Raw genomic sequence first — 21424 nt, forward strand, 5'->3', positions numbered from 1 at the left:
GGGACCGCACCGCGCGGTCCCGGCCCCGGTTCGGGAACTCCTCGTCCGGCACGGATCGCGGCGAGCCGGTTGCTCCGTTTTCGTGACTAATTAACACGAACTCTGGCGAGCTGGTAAAAGCTGCATCACACTGCCCAACGAGTCAACTCCCTGCACTGGCTCGAGGAGTCCCCGATGAACACGTTCGCACGCACCGCCACCGCCCTCCTGGCCGCCGTCGGGCTGGCCGCGCTCGGGGTGGCCGGCGCCGCCCAGGCCGCGCCCGTCGTCGAAGACCACGCCATGGGCTCGCAGATCGCCAAGCACGAAGGGCGCGGCGACCAGCGCGGCGCCCCGCCGGCCGACCCGGGCGTCCAGGCCGTCGTGTACGGCATCGACGTGAGCGGGCACCAGGGCAACGTCGACTGGAACTACTGGTGGGGCCAGGGCAAGCGGTTCGCCTACGTCAAGGCCACCGAGAGCACCACCTACCGCAACCCGTACTTCGCCCAGCAGTACAACGGGTCCTACAACGTCGGCATGATCCGCGGCGCGTACCACTTCGCGCTGCCCGACCGGTCCTCCGGCGCCACCCAGGCCGACTACTTCGTCAACAACGGCGGCGGCTGGTCCCGCGACGGCAAGACCCTGCCCGGCGCGCTGGACATGGAGTACAACCCGTACGGCTCCACCTGCTACGGGCTGTCCCCGTCGGCCATGACCGCCTGGATCAAGTCGTTCAGCGACCGCTACCAGGCCCGCACCGGGCGCTGGCCGGTCATCTACACGTCCACCAGCTGGTGGAGCCAGTGCGTGAACGGCGACTTCAGCTCCACCAACCCGCTGTGGGTCGCCCGCTACTCGTCCACCGTCGGCGCGCTGCCGTACGCGTGGCCGTTCTACACGTTCTGGCAGTACTCGTCCTCGCCGATCGACCAGAACCAGTTCAACGGCGCCTACGACCGGCTCCAGGTCCTGGCCACCGGCTGATCGCGGACGGGGGGGGGGGGGGGGGCGCGGCCCCCCCCCCCGCCCCCCCCCCGCGCCGCGCCCCGACCGGCCGACCCGCGCGGTCAGTCGAACAGCGCGGGGAGGGTGCCCTCCCACGCCTCGCGCAGCTCGGCGAGCGGCAGCGAGCCCAGGTCCTGGACCTCCAGCGCGTCGGACTCCGGGTCCACCACGCCGACCTTGCGCCACGGCAGGCCGCGCGCGGTGCACATGTCGGTGAACCGCAGCTCCTCCGTGCGCGGCACGGCCACCAGCACGCGGCCCGCGGACTCGCTGAACAGCTCGGTGAACAGGTCGCCCTCGAGGAACACCCGCGCGCCGACCTCGCCGATCAGGCACGTCTCCACCAGCGCCTGCGCCAGGCCGCCGTCGGACAGGTCGTGCGCGGCCGACAGCATGCCGTCCCGCGAACCCGCCACCAGCACCTCGCCCAGCAGCTTCTCCCGCGCCAGGTCCACCTTCGGCGGCAGACCGCCCAGGTGGCCGTGCACGACGTGCGCCCACTCCGAGCCGCCGAACTCCTCGCGCGTCTCGCCGAGCAGCAGCAGCGTCTCGCCCGCCTCCGCGCCGATCCCGGTCGGGATGCGGCGGCGGACGTCGTCGATCACGCCCAGCACGCCCACCACCGGCGTCGGCAGGATCGCCGTCGAACCGGTCTGGTTGTAGAAGCTGACGTTGCCGCCGGTCACCGGGATGCCCAGCTCGGCGCACCCGTCCGCGAGGCCCTTCACGGCCCGCTCGAACTGCCACATCACCGCCGGGTCCTCCGGCGAGCCGAAGTTCAGGCAGTTCGTGACCGCGACCGGCGTCGCGCCCGTGGTGGCCACGTTGCGGTACGCCTCGGCCAGCGCCAGCTGCGCGCCCGCGTACGGGTCGAGCTTGGCGTAGCGGCCGTTGCAGTCCGTGGACAGCGCCACGCCCCGGTGGGTCGACTCGTCGATGCGGATCATGCCGGAGTCGGCGGGCTGCGCGAGCACCGTGCCGCCGCGCACGTACCGGTCGTACTGCTGGGTCACCCACCGCTTCGAGGCCAGGTTCGGCGACGCGGCCATCGTCTTGACCAGGTCCAGCAGCTCGTCCTTCGCGGGCCGGGGCAGCCGGTCCGGGGTGTCGGCCTGCACCGCGTCCTGGTCGGCCGGGCGCTCGATCGGCCGGTCGTACACCGGGCCCTCGTGCGCCACGGTCCGCGGCGGCACGTCCAGCACGACCTCGTCGTGCCAGGTGATGACGAGCCGGTCGCCCTCGGTGACCTCGCCGATCTCGGTCGCGATGACGTCCCACTTCGCGCAGACCGCCATGAACGCGTCCAGGTCCTCCGGCCGCACGACCGCGCACATGCGCTCCTGCGACTCGCTGGACAGGATCTCCGCGGGCGTCATGCCCGAGGCGCGCAGCGGCACCCGGTCCAGGTGCACGAGCATGCCGCCGTCACCGGCGCTGGCCAGCTCCGACGTCGCGCACGCCAGCCCCGCGCCGCCCAGGTCCTGGATGCCGACCACGATCCGCTGCGCGAACAGCTCCAGGCAGCACTCGATGAGCACCTTCTCGGTGAACGGGTCGCCCACCTGCACGCTGGGCAGCTTCTTCCGCTTCCCGGCGCTGTCGTCGAACGTCTCGCTGGCCAGCACGGACACGCCGCCGATGCCGTCCAGGCCGGTCCGCGCGCCGAACAGGACGACCTTGTTGCCGGTGCCCGAGGCGTGCGCGAGGTGCAGGTCCTCGACCCGCATCGCGCCCACGCACAGCGCGTTGACCAGCGGGTTGCCCGCGTAGGACGCGTCGAACACGATCTCGCCGCCGATGTTGGGCAGGCCGAGGCAGTTGCCGTAGCCGCCCACGCCGGCCACGATGCCGGGCAGCACCCGGCGGGTGTCCGGCGCGTCGGCCGGGCCGAACCGCAGCGGGTCCATCACGGCCAGCGGACGCGCGCCCATCGCCAGGATGTCCCGCACGATGCCGCCGACGCCCGTCGCCGCGCCCTGGTAGGGCTCGACGTAGGACGGGTGGTTGTGGCTCTCGGCCTTGAACGTGATCGCCCAGCCGTCGCCGATGTCGACCACGCCCGCGTTCTCGCCGATGCCCGCGAGCATCTTCGCGCGCATCTCGTCGGTCGTGGTCTCGGAGAAGTACTTCAGGTGCACCTTGGACGACTTGTAGGAGCAGTGCTCGCTCCACATCACCGAGTACATGGCCAGCTCGGCGTCCGTGGGGCGGCGGCCCAGGATCTCCTTGATGCGGGCGTACTCGTCGTCCTTCAGGCCCAGCTCCTTGTAGGGCTGCTCCTGGTCGGGCGTGTTCTTCGCGTTCTCGACGGTGTCGACGGCCATCACGCGCCCACCACCGAGTCGACGAGGGAGAGGAACATGCCGAGGCCGTCGTCCGTCGGCCCGGTGAGCGCGTCGATCGCGTGCTCGGGGTGCGGCATGAGGCCGACGACCCGGCCGTTGGCGCTGGTGATGCCCGCGATGTCGTTGCGCGAGCCGTTGGGGTTCTCGCCGACGTAGCGGAACACCACGCGGCCCTCGCCCTCCAGTTCGTCCACAGTGGACTTGTCGGCCTGGTAGCCGCCCTCGCCGGACTTCAGCGGCACGAGGATCTCCGCGCCCCGGTCGTACCGGGTGGTCCAGGCGGTGGAGTTGTTCTCGACCCTCAGCCACTGGTCGCGGCACACGAAGTGCAGCTTGTGGTTGCGGATCAGCGCGCCGGGCAGCAGGTGCGCCTCGCAGAGGATCTGGAAGCCGTTGCAGATGCCGAGGACCGGCATGCCCTTCCGGGCCGCGTCGACCACTTCCTGCATCACCGGGGCGAACCGGGCGATCGCGCCGCAGCGCAGGTAGTCGCCGTAGGAGAACCCGCCGGGCACGATGACCGCGTCGACGCCCTTCAGGTCGTGGTCGGCGTGCCAGAGCCGGACCGCTTCCCCGCCCGCGTACCGGACCGCGCGCTCGGCGTCGACGTCGTCCAGCGTGCCGGGGAACGTGATGACCCCGACCCTCATGCCTCGACCCGCCTCACGACCCAGTCCTCGATCACCGGGTTGGCGAGGAACGTCTCGGCGATCTTGGCGAGCGTGGCGTCGTCGACGTCGTCGGCGACCTCCAGCTCGAAGTGCTTGCCCTGGCGGACAGTGGTGATCCCGTCGAACCCGAGACGGGGCAGCGCGTTGGCCACCGCCTGTCCTTGCGGGTCGAGGATTTCGGGCTTCGGCATGACGTCGACGACGACTCGGGCCACGACAGGCTGCTCCAAGGTAGGAGGGCTGGCGGTACTGCCAAAGCCTACCTGACCAGGGTGTTCATCAACTTCACCGGTGGCGGACGGCACACGTTCACCTCGAATCACCCGATCGTGATGCCCCGTTCCACCGCCGCCCACTGCTAATCTGATCCCGCCGAGGCCCCGTAGGCCGAGGAAGTGAGCACGGCACCCGTCCGGACGGTCGGCGGCCGTGCTTCGCGCTTTCTAGGGCCAGTCGAGCCGGATCACCGAGCCGATCACCGGCTCGACCCGGCGCGTCCAGTCGCCACCCGCGCCGTAACTCCACGCGGCGATGTCGGCCACCCACAGCAGCGGCTCGAGCGCGCTGTCGAAGTGCTCGTACAGCAGGCCGCTGTCCCGCGGGCGCTTGCCGGAGGCGTTCCGGATCGTCCGGACGTCGTGCCGATCGCGACCGGGGCGGCTGTCGAGCACGAGTCGCCGCGCGTCGATGTCCAGGAGGTCGTCCACCAACCGGACCAGGCACGTCTGGCGGGCCTGCTCCTCGCTCCGCCCGCAGTCGGCGCGGTAGAGGTCGACGCGCACCTCCCACTCCACCAGCCGGGACAGGATCGCCTTGCGCCGCTGCGGTGTCTCGCGTTGGAAGTGCAATTCGCGCTGCCCGGGGAACAGCAGCGCTCGCAACGCGGTGCGCAGGCGGGTCAGATCGCCCAGCTCGACCAACGCCGCGGCGAGGAAGTACGTGTCTTTCCGCCGGGATTCGTCCACGAAAGCTTGCACGGCCACAGCGGTTCATCGACACCTCGACCACGCCCCTGGAACCATTCCGCCCAAACGGGGACCACCGGTCCCAGCGGTACCGGAAAAGGTCGGATTCACCCGGCGGAATGGTGTCGCGCCTTTTCTCCCGCCGTTGTCCGAACCCGCTCACGCCGGTCGGCGCGTTCGCTGTGGGCGGATGTGGTGGCGGGATCGGCGGGTGGGACGCAGGGTGGGGCCATGCGGATCCTGGTGCTCGGTGGGACGGTGTTCCTCAGCAAGGCGACGGCCGCCGAAGCGGTCCGGCGGGGGCACGAGGTGGTCTGCGCGGCGCGCGGGGAGTCCGGGCAGGCGCCCGAGGGGGCCTCCCTGGTCCCCGTCGACCGCGACGTCGACCTCGGCCCGCTCGCCGGCGCGCACTTCGACGCGGTGGTGGACGTGGCGAAGATGTCGGTCACCTGGGTGCGCCGGGCGCTCGCCTCGATCACCGCCGACCACTGGACGTTCATCTCCAGCTGCTCCGTCTACGCCGACCACGCCACCCCCGGCGCGACGGCCACGCTCGACCCGCTCGAGGACGACCCCGACGCGCCGATGACGCCCGAGCGCTACGGCTCGGTGAAGGTGGCGAGCGAGAACGCCGTGCTCGACGCGGTCGGCGACCGGGCGTTCATCGTCCGCGCCGGCCTCATCACCGGCCCCGGCGACCCGAGCGACCGGTTCGGCTACTGGCCCAACCGGCTGTCCCGGGGCGGCCGGGTCGCCGTCCCGGACACGCCGGACCAGCCCGCGCAGCACGTCGACGTGCGCGACCTGGCCACTTGGGTCGTGGACGCGGCGGAGCGGCGCACCACCGGCACCTACGACGCGGTCGGCCCGGCCAACCCGCTGTCGCTGGTGCTCGGCGAGATCGCGGGCGCGGTGGCGCCGCCCGGCACGGTGCTGGTCCGGGTGCCCGAGGCGGTCCTCCAGCGGCACGAGGTCGCGCCGTGGACGGGGCCGCGGTCGCTGCCGCTGTGGCTGCCGCCGACCCACCGGGCGATGATGTTCCGCGACGCCGGTCCCGCGCTGGCCGCCGGGCTGCGCGTCCGGCCCACGGCCGAGACTGCGGTGGACGCGCTGGCGCACGAACGCGACCTGGGCCTGGACCGCCCCCGCCGCGCGGGCCTGCCGCCGGACGTGGAGGAAGCGCTGCTGCGCGCGGTGGGGTGAGCGACCGGGCGCGGGGCGGGGTAGAACTCACGGCGGAGAGAGGAGCGCCCATGCTGATCGCCCACTTCGGACACTCCTGCCTGCTGGTCGACACCGGCGCGGCGCGGCTGCTGTTCGACCCCGGCGTGTACTCGTCCGGCTACGAGCAGGTCGACGGGCTCGACGCGGTCCTGATCACGCACGAGCACCGCGACCACGTCGACCCCGCCGGGCTGGCCGCCGTCCGCGCGGCGAACCCGGGCGCACGCGTGTTCGCCCCGTTCGACCTCGACGGCGCGCAGGTCGTCCGGCCCGGGGACGCGCTGGAGGTCGGGGGCGCGGTCGTCGGCGTCCTCGACGCGCCGCACGAGGTCATCCACGACCGGATCGAGCTGCCGGTGAACGTCGGCTACCTCGTCGACCACGGCGCGTTCTACCACCCCGGCGACTCGCTGGCCGTGCCCGAGCAGCGCGTCGACGTGCTCGGCCTGCCGACGGCCGCACCGTGGATGAAGGTGTCCGACGCGGCCGACTTCCTGGCGCGGGTCGGCCCGCGCAAGGCCGTGCCGATCCACGAGGCGATCCTGGCGCAGACCGAGATCTTCTACCGCGTCCTGGTCGGCACCGCGCCCGAGGGCGTGGAGGTGGTCGTGCTGCCCCGCGGCGAGGCGGTCGAGCTGTAGGTGGCGGGCGCCGCGCCGTGGTGCAGGGCCAGGTCGACGGCCTCCAGCAGCGCCTCGCGCGGCTCCAGCCGGTCCAGCTCCGCCGCGTCCACGCCGATCCGCACGAGCCCGCCGCGCCGGGCGGCCCGGCCGACGGCGAGCAGGTGGCTCCAGTGCTCGCCGACCACCCGCACCCGGCCCGTCCGCACGTCGCCGGTGCGCAGGTCGCGCACGCCCGCCATGTCGGCGCACACCGCGAACCGGTGCCGCCGCAACGCGACCACGGTGCCCGGCGACGCGAGCCAGCCGGGCGGGGCGAACAGGTCGGTGGCGAGGCCCAGCCGTTCCAGCGCGGCCCGTGCCGCGACCAGCCGCAGGCCCGCTTCGTGCGCGGGCAGCGCGGCGAACTCGGCGCGCCGGCGCAGCGACACCGCCCGGCGCGTCGGGTCGGGCTGGTGGTCGAAACCGTGCAGGACGAGCGCGTCACCGGCGCTCACCCGGTGGCGCACCCAGTCCAGCGCCTCACCGGGCACGGCCTTGCGCGGCGCGAGCAGCAGCGACAGCGGCACCCGCCGCCGGTCCAGCTCGGCGGCGAGGTCGGCGCACCGGGCGAGCGTGCTCGGCCCGATGCCGGACAGCGAAACCACGAGTTCGGCGACCACGCCACCCAGTGCGCACCACCGGCGTGTCGGCCGCCCGACGACGAGGTGACGGCCACGTGCGGAGTCGGCGAACTATTCCGGGGCGGGCCAGTCCGCGAACGACCGCCCGGTGATCCGCTCGTACGCCTCGACGTAGCGGGACCGGGTGGCGGCCACGACGTCGTCGGGCAGCGGTGGCGGCGGGGTGTCGGACGCCCGGTCCCAGCCGGAGGCGGGCGAGGTGAGCCAGTCGCGGACGTACTGCTTGTCGAACGACGGCTGCACGCGACCCGGCTCGTAGGAGTCCAGCGGCCAGTACCGCGACGAGTCCGGCGTCAGCACCTCGTCGCCGAGCACGAGCGCGCCGGACCGGTCCAGCCCGAACTCGAACTTCGTGTCGGCGAGGACCACGCCGCGCGACCGGGCGAACTCCCGCGCCGCGCCGTAGACCTCCAGCGTGACGTCCCGCAGCCGGGCCGCCAGCGCCGCGCCGACCTGCGCCTCCACGTGCGCGAACGACACGTTCTCGTCGTGCGCGCCCAGCTCGGCCTTGGTCGCCGGGGTGAAGATCGGCGGCGTCAGCTCCGCGGCCTCCACCAGGCCGGGCGGCAGCTCCACGCCGCACACCGAGCCGGTCCGCCGGTACTCGGCCATGCCGGACCCGGTCAGGTAGCCGCGCGCCACGCACTCCACCTGGACCATCTCCAGCCGCCGCACCAGCAGCGCCCGGCCGCGCACCTCGGCGGGGATGCGCGGGTCGTCCCAGGCCACCAGGTGGTTGGGCACCAGGTCCGCGAACTTCTCGAACCAGAACACGCTCATCGCGGTGAGCACCCGCCCCTTGTCGGGGATCGGGGTGGTCAGCACGTGGTCGAACGCGGAGATCCGGTCGGAGGCCACGAACAGCAGCAGGTCGTCGTCCACCTCGTGGACGTGGCGGACCTTGCCTTGGGCGACCTGCCGGTAGTCGGCGAGCTTGGGCACGGGCCGAAGCCTACTTGTCCCAGCTCGTGGGCCCCCCTTCCCGCCTGCGGCAAGATTCGTCCCATGCGTGCACCCGGACTGATACTGAGCGTGACCGCCGTCCTCGCGGTCGCCTGCGCCCCCGCGGCCGAGACCGCGCCGCCGACCAACCAGGTGGACGGCGTGGCGTGCACGAAGGACAAGCTGCCCACCCTCACCCCGGGCAAGATCACCTTCGGCACGGACCAGCCGGCGTACGAACCCTGGTTCGTGGACGACGACCCGACCAACGGCAAGGGCTTCGAGTCCGCGGTCGCCTACGCGCTGGCCGAGGAGCTGGGCTACGCCAAGACCGACGTGGTGTGGACGCGCGTGCCGTTCAACGCGGCCATCCAGCCGGGCCGCAAGACCTACGACATGGACCTCAACGAGTTCTCCATCACCGAGGAGCGCAAGCAGGCCGTCGACTTCTCCGCGCCGTACTACGACGTGGACCAGGCCGTGATCACGCTCCGCTCGTCCAAGGCCGCCTCCGCCACGACGCTCGCGGAGCTGAAGCAGGTCAAGATCGGCGCGCAGGTCGGCACGACCAGCTTCGACGCCGCCCAGCGCCTCCAGCCGGAGCAGGACGTCGCGGTCTACAACACCAACGACGACGCCAAGGCCGCGCTGCGGGCCGGGCAGATCGACGCGCTGGTGGTGGACCTGCCGACCGCGTTCTACATCACCTCCGCGGAGCTGGAGGACGGCCTGATCGTCGGCCAGATCCCGCCGGGCGACGGCAAGCCGGAGCAGTTCGGCATCGTGCTCGACAAGGGCAGCCCGCTCACCGCGTGCGTCTCGACGGCGGTGGAGAACCTCCGCGCCGACGGCACGCTGGCGAAGATCGAGCAGGAGTGGCTGTCGTCCGCGGGCTCCGCACCCGAGCTGAAGTGACGAGCGAGCTGCAGCGGGAGCGCCTGGCCTACAAGCGCTCCCGCTCGCGGCGGTCCACCCTGGTCGCCCTGCTGTCGACCGTCGTGTTCGCCGTCGCGGTCGCGGTGACCGTGGCCCGCGCGCCGGGCTGGCCCCGGGTGCGGCAGTCGTTCTTCGACGTGGAGATCGCGTGGCGGTCGCTGCCCGCGATCCTGGAGGGCCTCTGGCTGAACGTCCGCGTGCTGGTGGTGTGCGGCGCGGCGATCCTGGTGCTGGCGCTGGTCGTGGCCGCCCTGCGCACGCTGCGCGGGCCGGTGTGGTTCCCGCTGCGGGTGCTGGCCACGGTGTACGTGGACCTGTTCCGCGGCGTGCCGCTGATCATCCTGCTGTACCTGGTGGGGTTCGGCCTGCCCGCGTTGCGGCTCACCGGCGTGCCGAACGACTTCGTCGTGCTCGGCGGGGTGGCGCTCGTGCTCGCGTACACCGCGTTCGTGGCCGAGGTGTTCCGCGCCGGGATCGAGTCCGTGCACCCGTCGCAGGTGGCGGCGGCCCGGTCGCTGGGCCTCGGCCGGCGCAAGACCCTGCGGCTGGTGGTGCTGCCGCAGGCCGTGCGGCGGGTCATGCCCGCGCTGCTCAACGACTTCGTCTCGCTGCAGAAGGACTGCGGGTTGATCTCCGTGCTCGGCGCGGTGGACGCGGTGCGGGCGGCGCAGATCGAGCAGGCGCGGGCGTTCAACTTCACCCCGTACGTGGTGGCGGGGCTGCTGTTCGTGCTGCTCGCGACGCCCACGGCCCGGTTCGCCGACGCCCTGGGCCGCCGGCTGGAACGCCGTCAGGGGGGACGATGACCGAACCGGTGCTCAGCGTGCGCGGGGTCGTGAAGCGCTACGGCGGGGTCACGGTCCTCGACGGGATCAGCCTCGACGTGCACGAGCACGAGGTGGTCACCGTGATCGGGTCGTCGGGGTCGGGCAAGTCGACCCTGCTGCGGTGCGTGAACCTGCTGGAGGAGCTGGACGACGGGCAGGTGCTGCTCGACGGCGTGGACGTGTCCGACCCGCGGGTGGACGCCGACCTGGCGCGGCGCGGCATGGGGATCGTGTTCCAGGCGTTCAACCTGTTCCCGCACATGACCGTGCTGGACAACGTCACGCTCGCGCCGCGCGTGGTGCACGGCGTGCCGCGCGAGCGGGCCGAGCGCGACGCCCTCGACCTGCTCGACCGGGTCGGCCTCGCGGACCGCGCGCGCGGCTACCCGGAGCAGTTGTCCGGCGGCCAGCAGCAGCGGGTGGCGATCGCGCGGGCGCTGGCCTACTCGCCCCGGCTGCTGCTGCTGGACGAGATCACCAGCGCGCTGGACCCGGAGCTGGTCGGCGAGGTGCTGGCGCTGGTCCGGGAGCTGGCCGGGGCCGGCCGGACGATCCTGATGGCGACGCACGAGATGGGGTTCGCCCGGCAGGTCGCCGACCGGGTGGTGTTCCTCGACGGCGGCAGGCTGATCGAGTCCGGACCGCCCGAGCAGGTGCTCGGCGAGCCCGAGCACCCCCGCACCCGGCAGTTCCTCCGCCGGATCATCGACGCGGGCCGCCTCTAGGCCGTCCGGCAGACACCGCTTGGGGTATCGGAGGAGCGGCCCCTACTCTGCTTGGCGTGGTCCATCGGAAGGCATTTGCGGCGCCCGTCGCGGCGAGCGGCGGGCTGCTCCTGCTGCTGCTCACGGGCGCCTGCGCGAAGCCGTCGGCGAGCCCGGAGCCGGTGCTGCTCCCGACGACGTCCAGCTCGGCGCCGGTGACCTCGATCCCGGCGGTCGCCGACATCTCGGTGCGGCCGGCGGCCACGACACCGCCGCCACCGCCCCCGCCGACGGTCGCCGAGACGACCGAACCGCCGCCACCGCCGCCGGCGCAGGCGCAGCCCGAGCCGCCGCGGCCGCCGACGGTCGAGCCGACCACGACGACGCCGCCCCGGTACGACGAGGTGGCCCTGCAGGGCTTCCCGTGCGCCGAGGAGGGCGCGACGGCGGTGGACCCGGCCGGCCGCGAGCTGAGGTGCGAGCCGACCCGCCGGGGCCGCCTGGTCTGGAACCGGGCCTAGAGGATGGGCTCGGGCACGTACCCGGCCGCGGCCGGGTAGGCCGCCAGCACGTCCTCGACCTGCCGCACCACGTCCGCGACCTGCTGCTCGGCCACGCCGGTGAACGACAGCCGGTCGGCCAGCAGCCCGTCCAGCGCGGCCCGGTCCAGCGGCAGCCGGTCGTCGGCCGCCAGCCGGTCCAGCAGGTCGTTCTCGGCCAGCCCGCGCTCGCGCATGGCCAGCGCCACCGCGACCGCGTGCTCCTTGATGGCCTCGTGCGCGGTCTCCCGGCCGACGCCCGCGCGCACCGCCGCCATCAGCACCTTCGTCGTCGCCAGGAACGGCAGGTAGCGGTCCAGCTCGCGGGCCACGACCGCCGGGTACGCGCCGAACTCGTCCAGCACCGTGATGAAGGTCTCCAGCAGCCCGTCGAACGCGAAGAACGCGTCCGGCAGCGCGACCCGGCGCACCACCGAGCATGAGACGTCGCCCTCGTTCCACTGGTCGCCCGCCAGCTCGCCGACCATGGACAGGTAGCCGCGCAGGATCACCGCGAAGCCGTTGACCCGCTCGCAGGACCGGGTGTTCATCTTGTGCGGCATCGCGCTGGAGCCGACCTGCCCGGCCTTGAACCCCTCGGTGACCAGCTCGTGGCCCGCCATCAGCCGGATCGTCTTGGCCAGCGACGACGGGCCGGCCGCGAGCTGCACGAGGGTGGAGACGACGTCGAAGTCCAGCGACCGCGGGTAGACCTGGCCGACGCTGGTCAGCACGGTGGTGAAGCCGAGGTGGCGCGCGACGCCCCGCTCCAGCTCGGCCAGCTTGTCCCGGTCGCCGCCGAGCAGGTCGAGCATGTCCTGGGCGGTGCCGACCGGGCCCTTGACGCCGCGCAGCGGGTAGCGGGCGATCAGCTCGTCCAGCCGCCGGAACGCGACCAGCAGCTCGTCCGCGGCCGTGGCGAAGCGCTTGCCCAGCGTGGTGGCCTGGGCGGCGACGTTGTGCGACCGGCCGGCGAGCACCAGGTCGGTGTGCTCGGCGGCCCGGCGGGCGAGGCGGGCCAGGACGGCGGCCGTCTTGCCGCGCACGTGCTCCAGCGACCGCAGGACCTGCAGCTGCTCCACGTTCTCGGTGAGGTCGCGGGAGGTCATGCCCTTGTGCACGTGCTCGTGCCCGGCGAGCGCGTTGAACTCCTCGATGCGCGCCTTCACGTCGTGCCGGGTGACCCGCTCGCGCTCGGCGATCGACGCCAGGTCGACCTGCTCGACCACCCGCTCGTAGTCCGCAACGGCCTCGGCGGGCACGTCGATGCCCAGCTCCGCCTGCGCCTTGAGGACGGCGAGCCACAGCCGCCGCTCCAGCACCACCTTGTGCTCGGCGGACCACAGCGTGGCCAGCTCGGTGGAGGCGTAGCGACCGGCGAGGACATTGGCGATGCGGGGCTTGACCGTCACGTGACCAGCATATTTCGCGCCGGCGGGCCGCCGGACGGCGGGGAGCGTCAGAACGGGCCGAGCTTCGGGTCGGTCGCCAGCGCCACCAGCTGGTCCACCGTCAACGCCGGCTCCGACCGCACCGCCGAGCCCGTGGCCGGGTCGAAGTTGTAGCCGGTGACCTGGACCACCGACCCGTCGGCGCGGAAGTGCGCCACGGTCCGGCTGACCAGTTCCCCGTCGACGGCGGGCACGGGCGCGGACGCCAGGTAGCTGCCGTCCTCCCGGCGCACGGGCCCGGCGCAGCCCGCCTCGGCGCAGAACTCCTCCCGGCTCACCCGCAGCGGCGGCGCGACCAGCCGGACCAGCACCTGGCTCGGCCCCCGCTCGTCGACGAAGCGCACCCACCCGGTGCGCCGGCCCGGCTCGTCCCGGGTCGGGTCGGGGAACTGGGCCTGCACCACCTTGACGTTCGGCACGACCTCCGCCAACCGCGCCCCCAGGTACGTCGCGAGGTGCGTCCGCACGCCCTCCGGGTCGCTCGGCGCGACGAGGGCCCGCTGCCCGGTCGGCTCCACGGTCGCCATCGGCGGCGCGGGCGCGGGGGACGGCGTCGACGCCGGCGCGGGCGTGGTGGTCAGCACCTGCCCGCCGGCCGCGTCGACCCCCGGCCGCTGCTCGAAGGCGCCGGGCAGGGCCAGCGCGGTGCCGGTGAGGGCGAGCGTGGCCACCGCCACGGCCACCAGCGCGCGCCGCCGCCGGCGCAGGTGCTGCGCGCGGCGGATCAGCTCGTCGGGGTCGAAGCGCAGCGGCGGCTCGTCGCCGACCGCGGCCCGGAGGCCCTCCCGGAGGTCCGCCTCGCTCACGACGCCACCACCGCCCCCCGTTCCAGTTCCTCGACCGCCGCGCGCAACGCCGCGAGCCCGCGCGCCGTCTGGCTCTTGACCGTGCCCTCGGTGCACCCCATCGCCACCGCCACCTCGCTCACCGGCAGGTCCTCGAAGTACCGCAGCACGAGCACCGCCCGCTGGCGCGGCGGCACGCGCAACAGCGCCGCGTGCACCAGGTCGCGCGCCCACAGCTGCTCGCCCGCGCGTTCCGGGTCGGCGGCCGCGTCCGCCACGTCCGGCACCTCGCCGTCGCGCTGCTCGGCCCGCCGCCACGGGCGGCGCTTCTCGTCCAGCCAGGTCCGCAGCAGCACCTTGCGGGCGTACCCGGACGCGTTGTCCCGCCACTCGATCCGGTGCCACGCCTGGTACAGCTTCAGCAGGCTCGCCTGCATCAGGTCCTCGGCCATGTGCCAGTCGCCGCAGAACAGGTACGCCGTGCGGCGCAGCGAGGCCGCGTGGCTCGCCGCGAACTCACGGAAACCCCGCTCCTCCGCCTCGCGCATCCGTTCGGTCCCCTTCCGCGCCCCCACCCCCTTCCACGCGGTCGGGGGTCAGCGGGGTTGCATGGCCTTGCGGAGCATGCGCCGGGCGGCCGCCCTGGGGTCGGGGCTGATCTCGATGAGCGCGTTCACCACCGCGCCGTCGACCAGCGCGATCAGCTCCTCCACGCGTTCGCGGCCGACCGGTTGGCCGGCGCGGGCGAAGATGTCGAGCAGCAGGGAGTGCAGCTCGCCGGACATCCGGCGCATCAGCGGCCGCAGGTAGGGCCGCCGGCCGGTGGCGACCAGGCGCTCGTAGCGCAGCAGCACGGCCTCGGCGTCCCGGTCGCCGGACGGGCCGAGCAGCAGGTCGAGCACCAGCTCCACGAACGCGTCGCCGCCGCACTCGCGCGGGTCCAGCTCCTCCAGCCGGGCCTTGCCGTAGGCCAGCTCGGCGTTGCCCTGGTGCTCCAGCGCCGCCGTGACCAGGTCGTCCAGCGAGTCGAAGTAGTACGTGGTGGAGGCCAGCGGCAGGCCGGCGCGCTCGGCGACGGCGCGGTGCCGGATCGCGTCGAAGCCGCCGTCGACCAGGAGACCGGCGGCGGCTTCGACCAGCGCCTGGCGCCGGCGTTCGCCCTTCGGCGTTGCGGCTGTCATTGCAGGGAAGGTACTAGTGCCCGCCACCGGCCAGGTTGAGGCCGATGACGCCGCTGACGATGAGGCCGAGCGAGACCAGCTTGAGCGTGCTGACGCCGTCGCCGAGCCAGACCATGCCGATCACGGCGGTGAGCGCCGCGCCGATCCCGGTCCACACCGCGTACGCCGGTCCGGCGGGGAGCTGCTTCATCGCCCACGCCAGGCCCGCGAAGCTGATCAGCGCGAACACGGCGAAGGCCACCGTCCACCACACCCTGCTGAAGCCGTCGGACAGCTTCAGCGCGACCGCCCACCCGGCCTCGAAGAAACCGGACACGATGAGCACGGCCCACGCCATGACGACCACCTCCCAATCTGGCACGAGCGTACCAGTTTAGTGGTACACGAGTACCACTCAGTGGGGTGATCCCGACCTCCTCGGCCGTCAGGAGCGGGCCGCGAGCCGTTCCGCGAGCACCGCCAGCCGGGCGCCGAACGGGGCGTCGGCGAACCCGGGGTCCGGGCGGCTGACCAGGCGCAGCTCGTCGCCGCCGGACGTCGTCGCGGTCGCGGCGGCCGGGTCCGGCGCCGTGCCGGGCGGCACCACCACGACCGAGACCGTCCCGCGCGTGTCGCCGTCGCGCACCGGCAGGCTCGCGCCGCGACCGCCGGCCGGGCAGTCCGCAGCCGCCGGGAACGCCTCGCCGGCGTTGGCGACCGAGAGCTCGTCGGCGAGGGCGACGGCGAGCTCCCGGTCCACCTCAACGCACCCGCGTTGGGCGCTGCCGACCGTCGGGCGGCCGGCACTCCCCGATGGCTCGTCCCCCTGCGTAGACGGGTCCTCGGGGAGGCTCTTGGGCGGCATTCCACCGCTGCGGTCCGGTGACGCGTCCTTCGGCAGCACCTCCGGCTCGCCCGCGCTGAAAGGGGTGACGTTAAGGGAAGAGTCGTCCTGAGCGGAACCCGCCACGGACGCCCGTTCCGCGTGCGTGCCGCCGAGGACCCCGCTGCCGACGACCACGCCGCCGAACACCAGCGCGACCGCCAGGGCGGACCCGACCGCGACGGCCGACCGGCGGCGCGCGGTCGCGCGGGCCGAGGCGGACCGGACGGCGTCCACGTCGAAGGTCGGCGGCGGCGCGCCGCGGGCCGCGTCGTTGAACAGCTCGGTGAGCTTCCGCTCGTCCACCTACCTCCTCCTCCCGCTCACGACGCCGGCCGCAAGTCCTCGATCGAGTCGCCCAGCGCCTCGCGCAGGGCCTCCAGTCCCCGGGAGGTCTGGCTCTTCACCGTGCCCTCGGAGCACCCGAGCGCCTCGGCCGCGGCCGCCACGTCCAAGCCCTCCAGGAACCTCAGCACGAGCACCGCCCGCTGCCTCGGCGGCACCCGTCGCAAGCCCGCGACGAGCGCCTGGCGCGTCGCCACCGAGTCGGCCACCTCGCCGTCGCCCGAGGGCGTCTCCGGGACCTCGTCCACGAAGCGCTCCCGCCGCCACGGCCGGCGCGACTCGTCGATCACCGCGCGCACCAGGCTGCGGCGGACGTAGGCGTCCAGGGCCTGCTTGTCCCGGACCTTGCGCCACCTGCGGTGCAGCGCGACGAACGCGGTCTGCGCGAAGTCGTCCGCCCGGTGCCAGTCACCACAGAGCAGGAACGCCGTTCGGCGCACGGCCTCCCGGCGAGCTGCGAAGTACTCCGCGAACTCCTGCTCGTCGCGCTGATCCACGCGGACTCTCTCCGCTCGTCGTGCTTGCACTTACCGGACGGAACCGGTGGCGTCCACGGTTGCACGCCGGCTCGCCGAGACTTGCGTCACCCCCCATCGTGGTACCGCCCACGCGATCGGGTCAGGGCTTGCGCGGTGTGATGTGATCCATTCGTGACCCAGCTCGCACCCCTCGACTTCCGTTCCGACACCGTCACCCGGCCGGACGAGGCCATGAGACTCGCCATGGCCGGCGCCGAGGTCGCCGACGACGTGCTCGACCACGACCCCACGATGCGGCAGCTCGAGGAGCGCGTCGCCGAGGCGCTGGGCGTGGAGGCGGCGTTGTGGGTGCCCTCGGGGTCCATGGGCAACCTGATCGCGCTGACCGTGCACCTGCGCCCGGGCGATCGGTTCCTCGCGCCGCGCGGCGCCCACGTGCTCGACAACGAGCTGGGCACGGCGGCGTGGATCGCGGGCGGCATGCCGCACCCGCTGGAGTGCGACGCGGGCCCCGGCCGGGCGTCGCCCGACGCGGTGCGCGCGGCCGCGGGCGTGGCCGGGCCGTACTACGCGCTGCGCACGACGCTGCTGTGCCTGGAGAACACGCACAACGCCGCCGGCGGCGCGGTGACGCAGCCGGACGAGCACGCCCTGCTGGTGTCCGCGGCGCGGGAGACCGGGCTGCGGGTGCACCTGGACGGCGCGCGGCTGTGGAACGCGGCCGTGGCGCTGGGCCTGCCGCCGGCCGCGCTGGCGGTCGGGGTGGACACGGTGCAGGTGTGCCTGTCCAAGGGCCTCGGCGCGCCGGTCGGGTCCGTGGTGGCCGGGTCGTCGTCGTTCGTGGCCGAGGCGCGCCGGGTGCGCAAGATGCTGGGCGGCGGCGTGCGGCAGGGCGGCGTGCTGGCGGCGGCCGGCCTGGTCGCGCTGGGGCGCGTCGACGACCTGGCGCACGACCACGCGAACGCCCGCGCGCTGGCGCGCGGCCTGGCCGAGCTGGGCTGGCAGGTGGACGAGCCGGAGACCAACATCGTGCTGGCCGGCGTGCCGGACCTGGAGGTGACCCTCACGGGGCTGCGGCACCTGGGCGTCTTCGCCGGGCCGATGGCGGGCAAGGTGCGGTTCGTGCTGCACCGCGACGTGGGCGCGGAGGACGTGGCGGAGGCGTTGCGGCGGATCGGGTCGGCGAGCTAGCGCCGCCGCCCGCGCGGCACTCGCGCCGCGGCGTCCGCCTGCGGTGCGGGTTCCGCCCGGGCTCGGGCGTCAGGGCCCCTTGATGCCCTTCGGGCGCTTGGTGCTCTTGATCGCGCCGTACGCGGCCGTGCCGAGGAACAGCACGCCACCGATCACCGCGAGCCAGAAGACGCCCTTGATCACCGCGCCGAGCACGGTGAGCACGAGCCAGGCCGCGAGCAGCCACAGGATTATCCGGACCATGTCACCCGAACGAGCGGCACCGGCGATCGGTTCCCCCATCCGGCCCGGATCGGGGGTACAACTGTCGTCATGATGACGACGCCAGCCAGTCGCCGAGCCGCCGCAACGCCTCCTCGATGTCGTGGGCGGCCCCGGCGAAGGACATCCGGATGAACTCGTGCCCGCGCACGGGGTCGAAGTCGACGCCCGGCACGACCGCGACGCCCGTGTCGTCCAGGAGGCGGCGGCAAAAGGCCGTCGAGTCGTCGGTGAGGTGCGAGACGTCGGCGTAGGCGTAGAACGCGCCGTCGGCCGGGGCCACCTCGTCGATGCCCAGGTCGGCGAGGCCCTTCAGCAGCACGTCCCGGTTGAGGCGGTAGCCCTCGACCAGGCGCTCGGCGTGCGCGTAGGACTCGGGCTCGAAGGCGGCGACGGCGGCGTGCTGGGCCAGGGCGGGCGGGCAGAGGGTGAAGTTGCCCGTCAACCGGTCGACGGCCCGGCGCAGGTCCGGCGGCAGCAGCATCCAGCCCAGCCGCCAGCCGGTCATGGCGAACACCTTGGAGAAGGAGTTGACCACGACCGCGTCCCGGGAGGTCTGCCAGGCGGACGCGAGCGGCGTGCCGTAGCCGATGCCGTGGTAGATCTCGTCGCTGACCAGCCGCACGCCGCGCTCGGCGCACCAGGCCGTCAGCGCGGCCAGCTCGTCGGGGGCCAGCACGGTGCCGGTCGGGTTCGCCGGGCTCGCCACCACCAGGCCGTCGAGCGGGCCGGCGGCGTCGAGCATCGCCACCGTGGGCTGGAACCGGGTCTCCGGCCCGCAGGCCAGCTCGACCACCTCGCAGCCCAGCGCGGTGAGGATGTTGCGGTAGGCGGGGTAGCCGGGCCGGGCCAGCGCGACCCGGTCGCCCGCGTCGAAGGCGGCGAGGAACGCCAGCAGGAAACCGCCCGACGAGCCCGTCGTCACCACGACGTCGTCCGCCGAGACCGACAACCCGTGCTGCCGCTCGTAGTGGCCCGCCAGCGCTTCGCGCAGCTCCGGGATGCCGAGCTGCTCGGTGTAGCCCAGGGTCTGCTCGCGCAGGGCGCGGTGGGCGGCCTCCAGCACGGGCGCGGGCGCGGGACCGGCCGGCTGCCCGGCGGCCAGCGACACCACGTCCCCGACGACCCGCTGCCGCCGCGCCGCGGCGGACAGCACTTCCATCACGTGGAACGGAGGCACATCGGCCCGACCTGCGACACCCGGCATGCGCGCCAGGCTAATCGACCCACCACGCCGACCACGCCGGTGTGGCCGACGCCCCACCGCCACGACCACACCGCCGTCCGCGCGGCGCCCGTTACGCCGAACAGCACCCGGCCGTCCGACCCTGGCCGGTCGCCGCCCGTGCCGCTCCGGTCACCCGTGTCCGGTCCGGCCGGCTCAGGGGAGGAGCCCGTCCAGCAGGCCGGTGATCCGGGTCTTCAGCGCCGCGGGGTCGGTGGGCCCGTGGAAGTCGACCACGTCCGCCGCCCGCCTGCGCCGCCCGCTCCGGTCGATCGCGGCCGCGCCGAACTGGCCGCGCAGGTCCGACCCGCCCACCAGGCCGTCCGGGAGCTTCGGCAGCAGCCCGACCAGCGCGGTGGCCAGGTCGACCTCGACCTCCCGCACGGTGAGCAGGTCCCGCGTGAGCACGGCCAGCACCGAGCCGGAACCGGTGGACGCCGCCAGCGCCCGCACCGCCGATCTGCCGATCCCCAGCCGCAGGTCCGCCGACCGCGGCGGGCAGGCGAGGAGCTTGAACGACGCGCCCAGCCACGGGTCGAGCTCCCCGCCGCGGGCGAGCCCCTGCGCGGCGAGGTGGCTCCACGGCGCGGGGTCGTCCTGCACGTGCAGCACGATCGGCATAGCACCGAGGTCCAGGTGCTCCCAGGCGGTGCGGAACGCGGTGGCGCTGAGCGTCGCAGTGGTCACCAGACGTCACTCCCGAATGACGGCGGGCATTGCTCCGGCCCCCCAGGCCCGCACCGGAACTGACGTCGCGGAGGACGCCGGGGTTCCGCCCGCACCGGGGAAGTCAGACCTCCTGCGCCAACTCCCACACGCACCCGGCGAGCCGGGCGTTGTCGATCGGCGTGATCGTGCTCCAGTGGCGACCGTCCGAACTGGGCCGGACCTGGTGCAGGTAGCGGCCGGACGGCGTGTCGTGCCAGGCGACCACGCGGGACGCGCGCGCCGGCGGGCCGCCGGGCCGGGCGCGTTCGACGCCGAACTGGCCGCGGGTGCTCATCCCGTCGCACATGCCGGCCAGCTCCTGCGCCTCGTGCAGCGGCAGGCCGTGCCGCTCCAGCGCGAGCACCAGCTTCTCCGCGTCCCGCCCGGCCTCGTCGGACGCCGCGCGCAGCACGTCGTTCGGCAGGCTGATCGACCGCCCGTACCCGGCGGGCATCTCACCGGCGACGGACACGGCGGCCTCGGCCAGCGCACTGGCCCGTGCCTCGATCAGCCAAACCTCGTCGCCGTCGACCACGGCGAGCACGGCGTCGTCACCGGTCGCCGCCGCGAGACCCTTGATCTTGCGGCGGTCGACCCAGATCCACAGGTCGATCGACAGGTGCGGGTTGGCCAGCAACGCGAACACGTCTGCCAGTTCGGGCGTCACCCGCCGGTTGGCGGCCAGCCCGCGCTCGGCGAGCGACCGCCACGCCTGCTCCACGAACGCGGCGCGCTCGGTGTGCGTGATCCCCGGGCTCGGCACGTCCAGGGCGACGTTGCGCCGGGTGAGGCGCTCGCCTTCCCACGCCACGTCGAACTCGAGCGTGGACAGGACAACCGTGCCGGTCACTTCACTTCTTCTCGGGCTCGTCGCCGATGACCGACTGGACGACCATGCGCTCGTCGCCGAACACGTCGTCGGAGTCCACGCCGTACTTGCGGACGTGCTCGCCGTCCTCCTCGCCGGGCCCGCCCTTGGCCGTCGCCGCGGGCTGGAGCATCGAGGAGCCGGCGGCCCCGCGGCCCGCCGCGCCGGCGGCCGCCCCGCGTCCGGGCACGCGCTCGTCCGGGTCGATCGCGCCGATCGTCGCGGAGACGCCGGGCTTGCCGGTCAGCGTGCTCGGCATCCCCGGCACACCGCCCTTGCCGCCCGTGCCGCCGCCACCACCGGCGCCCTTGCCGCCCGCGTGCCCCTCAGGCGCCTTCGCGCCGCCGGGCATCGCCGCCACGGGGTTGCGCACGACGCGCCCGCCGCGGGCCTGCGTCGCCGCGAGCCCCAACCCGAGCCCGCCGGCCAACCCGAGGCCGAGCCCCAACCCGAAGTTGGACCCGCCGACCTTGCCGAGCGCGGCCGGCGGGATGACCGTCGGCTGGGCCGGCGTGCTCGGCAACAAGCCCGTGGAGCCGCCGGGCAACTGCCCCGGCAACTGGGGCGCGATCCCGACCGAGCCGCCACCGGGCACCTGGCCGAACCCGCCGGGCACCCCGCC

At 73.9% G+C, this 21424-nt stretch carries 25 protein-coding genes and 1 pseudogene; 8 read left to right on the forward strand and 18 right to left on the reverse strand.

The features are described 5' to 3' along the window. Positions 1–174 precede the first annotated feature (174 nt). Positions 175–969, forward strand: coding sequence for a lysozyme (locus tag ACFXGA_RS19710; RefSeq protein WP_378089828.1), 795 nt, complete (start codon positions 175–177; stop codon positions 967–969). A gap of 83 nt (positions 970–1052) precedes the next feature. Here the strand turns inward: ACFXGA_RS19710 and purL are convergent, their stop codons facing one another. From purL to ACFXGA_RS19730, 4 genes are all read right to left on the reverse strand, one after another. Beyond that, the gene (gene purL / locus ACFXGA_RS19715; protein WP_378089830.1) at positions 1053–3314 is read right to left on the reverse strand and encodes a phosphoribosylformylglycinamidine synthase subunit PurL; all 2262 of its coding nucleotides are present in this window, start codon (positions 3312–3314) and stop codon (positions 1053–1055) included. Next, the gene (purQ, locus tag ACFXGA_RS19720) at positions 3314–3985 is read right to left on the reverse strand and encodes a phosphoribosylformylglycinamidine synthase subunit PurQ (protein WP_378089832.1); all 672 of its coding nucleotides are present in this window, start codon (positions 3983–3985) and stop codon (positions 3314–3316) included. Before purQ ends, purL begins: the two co-directional genes overlap by 1 nt. Beyond that, positions 3982–4221, reverse strand: coding sequence for a phosphoribosylformylglycinamidine synthase subunit PurS (gene purS, locus ACFXGA_RS19725; protein ID WP_306743917.1), 240 nt, complete (start codon positions 4219–4221; stop codon positions 3982–3984). Before purS ends, purQ begins: the two co-directional genes overlap by 4 nt. Positions 4222–4449: 228 nt before the next feature. Next, complete coding sequence (locus ACFXGA_RS19730; RefSeq protein WP_378089835.1) at positions 4450–4989, reverse strand: DUF3800 domain-containing protein; 540 nt, start codon at positions 4987–4989, stop codon at positions 4450–4452. A 213-nt stretch (positions 4990–5202) separates the two neighbouring features. On the opposite strand from ACFXGA_RS19730, the gene ACFXGA_RS19735 reads away from it, so the two are divergent. Together ACFXGA_RS19735 and ACFXGA_RS19740 are read left to right on the forward strand one after the other, a co-directional pair. Next, complete coding sequence (locus ACFXGA_RS19735) at positions 5203–6174, forward strand: NAD-dependent epimerase/dehydratase family protein (RefSeq protein WP_378089837.1); 972 nt, start codon at positions 5203–5205, stop codon at positions 6172–6174. 50 nt (positions 6175–6224) lie between these two features. After that, the gene (locus tag ACFXGA_RS19740; RefSeq protein WP_378089839.1) at positions 6225–6836 is read left to right on the forward strand and encodes an MBL fold metallo-hydrolase; all 612 of its coding nucleotides are present in this window, start codon (positions 6225–6227) and stop codon (positions 6834–6836) included. Here the strand turns inward: ACFXGA_RS19740 and ACFXGA_RS19745 are convergent. Beyond that, positions 6758–7477, reverse strand: a complete 720-nt coding sequence (locus ACFXGA_RS19745; RefSeq protein WP_378089842.1) for a DUF2334 domain-containing protein — start codon at positions 7475–7477, stop codon at positions 6758–6760. The genes ACFXGA_RS19740 and ACFXGA_RS19745 overlap by 79 nt on opposite strands. 72 nt (positions 7478–7549) lie before the next feature. Then, positions 7550–8440: a phosphoribosylaminoimidazolesuccinocarboxamide synthase gene (locus tag ACFXGA_RS19750; protein WP_378089844.1), complete on the reverse strand. Its 891-nt coding sequence runs from the start codon at positions 8438–8440 to the stop codon at positions 7550–7552. Positions 8441–8503: 63 nt separating this feature from the next. Here ACFXGA_RS19750 and ACFXGA_RS19755 point away from each other — a divergent pair, with 63 nt between their 5' ends. The 4 genes from ACFXGA_RS19755 to ACFXGA_RS19770 are packed head-to-tail and all read left to right on the forward strand — an operon-like array spanning position 8504 to position 11428. Continuing rightward, complete coding sequence (locus ACFXGA_RS19755; protein WP_378089846.1) at positions 8504–9355, forward strand: ABC transporter substrate-binding protein; 852 nt, start codon at positions 8504–8506, stop codon at positions 9353–9355. Beyond that, positions 9352–10182, forward strand: coding sequence for an amino acid ABC transporter permease (locus tag ACFXGA_RS19760; RefSeq protein ID WP_378089848.1), 831 nt, complete (start codon positions 9352–9354; stop codon positions 10180–10182). The genes ACFXGA_RS19755 and ACFXGA_RS19760 overlap by 4 nt, the downstream gene beginning before the upstream one ends. Further along, entirely contained in the window at positions 10179–10928 is a 750-nt protein-coding gene (locus ACFXGA_RS19765; RefSeq protein ID WP_378089850.1) for an amino acid ABC transporter ATP-binding protein, read from the forward strand. Before ACFXGA_RS19760 ends, ACFXGA_RS19765 begins: the two co-directional genes overlap by 4 nt. Positions 10929–10984: 56 nt before the next feature. Beyond that, the gene (locus ACFXGA_RS19770) at positions 10985–11428 is read left to right on the forward strand and encodes a hypothetical protein (RefSeq protein WP_378089852.1); all 444 of its coding nucleotides are present in this window, start codon (positions 10985–10987) and stop codon (positions 11426–11428) included. Here ACFXGA_RS19770 and purB read toward each other — a convergent pair. The 7 genes from purB to ACFXGA_RS19805 all read right to left on the reverse strand — a co-directional run bounded on the left by purB (position 11425) and on the right by ACFXGA_RS19805 (position 16567). After that, positions 11425–12858 (reverse strand): adenylosuccinate lyase, encoded by a 1434-nt coding sequence (gene purB / locus ACFXGA_RS19775; protein ID WP_378089854.1) that lies wholly within the window; start codon positions 12856–12858, stop codon positions 11425–11427. The two genes, ACFXGA_RS19770 and purB, sit on opposite strands and share 4 nt — an antisense overlap. Before the next feature lie 47 nt (positions 12859–12905). Beyond that, on the reverse strand, positions 12906–13703 hold the full coding sequence (locus ACFXGA_RS19780) for a hypothetical protein (RefSeq protein WP_378089856.1): 798 nt from the start codon (positions 13701–13703) through the stop codon (positions 12906–12908). After that, entirely contained in the window at positions 13700–14230 is a 531-nt protein-coding gene (locus ACFXGA_RS19785) for an RNA polymerase sigma factor (RefSeq protein WP_378089858.1), read from the reverse strand. The genes ACFXGA_RS19780 and ACFXGA_RS19785 overlap by 4 nt, the downstream gene beginning before the upstream one ends. A gap of 48 nt (positions 14231–14278) precedes the next feature. Continuing rightward, complete coding sequence (locus tag ACFXGA_RS19790; protein ID WP_378089860.1) at positions 14279–14863, reverse strand: TetR/AcrR family transcriptional regulator; 585 nt, start codon at positions 14861–14863, stop codon at positions 14279–14281. 13 nt (positions 14864–14876) lie between these two features. Then, complete coding sequence (locus tag ACFXGA_RS19795) at positions 14877–15224, reverse strand: DMT family transporter (protein WP_378089862.1); 348 nt, start codon at positions 15222–15224, stop codon at positions 14877–14879. A 63-nt stretch (positions 15225–15287) separates the two neighbouring features. Further along, on the reverse strand, positions 15288–16031 hold the full coding sequence (locus ACFXGA_RS19800) for a hypothetical protein (RefSeq protein ID WP_378089864.1): 744 nt from the start codon (positions 16029–16031) through the stop codon (positions 15288–15290). 17 nt (positions 16032–16048) lie between these two features. Next, entirely contained in the window at positions 16049–16567 is a 519-nt protein-coding gene (locus tag ACFXGA_RS19805) for a SigE family RNA polymerase sigma factor (protein ID WP_378089866.1), read from the reverse strand. Positions 16568–16720: 153 nt separating this feature from the next. Here ACFXGA_RS19805 and ACFXGA_RS19810 point away from each other — a divergent pair, with 153 nt between their 5' ends. Continuing rightward, entirely contained in the window at positions 16721–17740 is a 1020-nt protein-coding gene (locus ACFXGA_RS19810; RefSeq protein ID WP_378089868.1) for a threonine aldolase family protein, read from the forward strand. A 69-nt stretch (positions 17741–17809) separates the two neighbouring features. Here ACFXGA_RS19810 and ACFXGA_RS19815 read toward each other — a convergent pair whose 3' ends face one another. The 5 genes and pseudogenes from ACFXGA_RS19815 to ACFXGA_RS19835 all read right to left on the reverse strand — a co-directional run. Further along, positions 17810–17983, reverse strand: a complete 174-nt coding sequence (locus ACFXGA_RS19815; protein WP_378089870.1) for a hypothetical protein — start codon at positions 17981–17983, stop codon at positions 17810–17812. A 67-nt stretch (positions 17984–18050) separates the two neighbouring features. Then, positions 18051–19208, reverse strand: a complete 1158-nt coding sequence (locus ACFXGA_RS19820; protein ID WP_378089872.1) for a pyridoxal phosphate-dependent aminotransferase — start codon at positions 19206–19208, stop codon at positions 18051–18053. A gap of 174 nt (positions 19209–19382) precedes the next feature. Next, positions 19383–19913 (reverse strand): ESX secretion-associated protein EspG, encoded by a 531-nt coding sequence (locus ACFXGA_RS19825; protein ID WP_378089874.1) that lies wholly within the window; start codon positions 19911–19913, stop codon positions 19383–19385. 103 nt (positions 19914–20016) lie between these two features. Then, the gene (locus ACFXGA_RS19830; protein WP_378089876.1) at positions 20017–20784 is read right to left on the reverse strand and encodes an ESX secretion-associated protein EspG; all 768 of its coding nucleotides are present in this window, start codon (positions 20782–20784) and stop codon (positions 20017–20019) included. A 1-nt stretch (position 20785) separates the two neighbouring features. Beyond that, positions 20786–21424 (reverse strand): annotated as a pseudogene (locus tag ACFXGA_RS19835) (hypothetical protein); the annotation flags it as partial.

It is taken from the genome of Actinosynnema sp. NPDC059335 (assembly GCF_042752395.1).
In the GTDB taxonomy this organism is placed as follows: Bacteria; Actinomycetota; Actinomycetes; order Mycobacteriales; family Pseudonocardiaceae; genus Actinosynnema.

Excerpts from the sequence above, each read along its gene's own strand:
- ACFXGA_RS19765 (WP_378089850.1), top strand. The coding sequence starts at position 10,179 with ATGACCGAACCGGTGCTCAGCGTGCGCGGGGTCGTGAAGCGCTACGGC.
- ACFXGA_RS19790 (WP_378089860.1), bottom strand. The coding sequence starts at position 14,863 with ATGACAGCCGCAACGCCGAAGGGCGAACGCCGGCGCCAGGCGCTGGTC.
- ACFXGA_RS19815 (WP_378089870.1), bottom strand. The coding sequence starts at position 17,983 with ATGGTCCGGATAATCCTGTGGCTGCTCGCGGCCTGGCTCGTGCTCACC.
- ACFXGA_RS19785 (WP_378089858.1), bottom strand. The coding sequence starts at position 14,230 with ATGCGCGAGGCGGAGGAGCGGGGTTTCCGTGAGTTCGCGGCGAGCCAC.
- purQ (WP_378089832.1), bottom strand. The coding sequence starts at position 3,985 with ATGAGGGTCGGGGTCATCACGTTCCCCGGCACGCTGGACGACGTCGAC.
- ACFXGA_RS19735 (WP_378089837.1), top strand. The coding sequence starts at position 5,203 with ATGCGGATCCTGGTGCTCGGTGGGACGGTGTTCCTCAGCAAGGCGACG.
- ACFXGA_RS19755 (WP_378089846.1), top strand. The coding sequence starts at position 8,504 with ATGCGTGCACCCGGACTGATACTGAGCGTGACCGCCGTCCTCGCGGTC.
- ACFXGA_RS19740 (WP_378089839.1), top strand. The coding sequence starts at position 6,225 with ATGCTGATCGCCCACTTCGGACACTCCTGCCTGCTGGTCGACACCGGC.
- ACFXGA_RS19820 (WP_378089872.1), bottom strand. The coding sequence starts at position 19,208 with ATGCCGGGTGTCGCAGGTCGGGCCGATGTGCCTCCGTTCCACGTGATG.
- ACFXGA_RS19710 (WP_378089828.1), top strand. The coding sequence starts at position 175 with ATGAACACGTTCGCACGCACCGCCACCGCCCTCCTGGCCGCCGTCGGG.
- purL (WP_378089830.1), bottom strand. The coding sequence starts at position 3,314 with ATGGCCGTCGACACCGTCGAGAACGCGAAGAACACGCCCGACCAGGAG.